The sequence below is a fragment of the Neisseria sp. HMSC065D04 genome (assembly GCF_001815675.1).
Lineage (GTDB): Bacteria > Pseudomonadota > Gammaproteobacteria > Burkholderiales > Neisseriaceae > Neisseria.
This window is the reverse complement of record NZ_KV821555.1, coordinates 863-2,316: the sequence shown is the minus strand read 5'-3', so window position 1 is coordinate 2,316 and position 1,454 is coordinate 863. Positions and strand designations below refer to the sequence as shown.

Annotated in this window: 2 protein-coding genes; both read right to left on the bottom strand. The window is 37.7% G+C overall.

Annotated elements, in window-relative coordinates; genetic code table 11:
* Window positions 1-189: 189 nt before the first annotated feature.
* The gene (locus HMPREF3050_RS12080) at window positions 190-825 is read right to left on the bottom strand and encodes an Imm43 family immunity protein (protein WP_009313171.1); all 636 of its coding nucleotides are present in this window, start codon (window positions 823-825) and stop codon (window positions 190-192) included.
* Window positions 826-834: 9 nt separating this feature from the next.
* Window positions 835-1,454 (bottom strand): RHS repeat-associated core domain-containing protein (locus HMPREF3050_RS12075; RefSeq protein ID WP_070774958.1); only part of this gene is annotated, 620 nt, incomplete at its 5' end.

The window sequence follows — 1,454 nt, the reverse complement described above, 5'->3', positions numbered from 1 at the left end:
TGGACGGCACCTTCCATTGGTGCTGGGCGATAAGTTGGCCGTTTTCGTTGTAGTCGAAGCAGAGTAAGGGTGGGACATAGGCAAGGTCGTCTGAAAATTGATTTCAGACGACCTTGATGTTTGGAAGGACTCAACCTAACCTACGTTTGTCATAGAGAAAAGTCCATCTAACAATTTCTATGATTTATTTTAATCCCAATAACTATCTAAATTGTTTAATTTCTTCCACTCTCCCAAAGAATAGAGAAAAGGCAAAGAAAAATTTTCCAATATTTTGTCCTTTAAGTTTTCTGATACCATAAATGCTCCTGAATAATTATGTTTGGAAGATAATAAAATATCCTTATCTGAATTAGTATATGCTTCCAGCGAAAAATCTTCTTCATCTAATTCTAAATCTGGATAAACAATCTCATCCTCAATTTCCCAATCAATTATTCTTATCAAATAATAGGTTTCATTCGTCAAGAGCTCTCCTTTGGTATTGACAATAATCACTTTGCTCATGCCAAAATTATGACTAAACCCGTATTTTTTAATAAATTCTAAAAAACGTGCCGACATAATAAAGAAGTCATTATATGGTAGAAAATCAAAAGTAACGTCTCGGGCTTTTTTCAAGCATATATACACTTGTTCAGGCATTGGGGGAATTTTTTGACCTTTTAGGAACCAACTCCATGGAAAATCAAAATCAGGATGCGTTTTTTTAGGGTTAAACTTCTCTGATATACCTAGAACTCCACTGCTTACTCGTGGCAACCCCATTTTTTCTGCTTTATCCATGCTTTGCAGAGCATATCCCCACACTAATAATTTTTTCATAATATCCTCTTAAGCTAATCGTTTTGGTGAGTTGGCAGATCCACATCCTCCAACGGATATGGACTTACTCAAACGTTTTTTCAACCTTTCTTGTAAATCCTGTACACGTTGTCGCGCTTGTTCTGCTGTAATTTTTCCTTGTTTGAATTCTTTTCTTATTTTTTTCAATTCGCGACTTACGCTGTCATTGTAATTATTGTGTGAACCGCGATGGAAAAATTCTCTAAGTGAGCTTCGAGCATCTGCTTCAGTTGAAGGCATATACAAACCATTAGTCCAACTATCTCTGCCTAATCCTTTGCCCTTCATACCAATAGCGTTAAAAAATGCTTTGTTTTCTTTCCAAACTGCCTGTGGAATCAAATGATGTGTTTGCCAAGAAGAATTTGGACGAAACATGTTTTGAGACTCCATACTTAGACGTAACTTGTAACCACTTTCTCCCAATGGATCCACCCAATCTTGTGCATTAGGTGCAAACCAATACAGATTTTCCCCACCCATTAATCCAATCGGATCCTGATTCACAAACCGCCCCGCATCAGACTCATAATACCTGAAGAAGTTGTAATGTAGTCCCGTCTCGGGGTCAGCGTACTGGTTTTGCAGGCGGAAGGGTTGGTATGCAC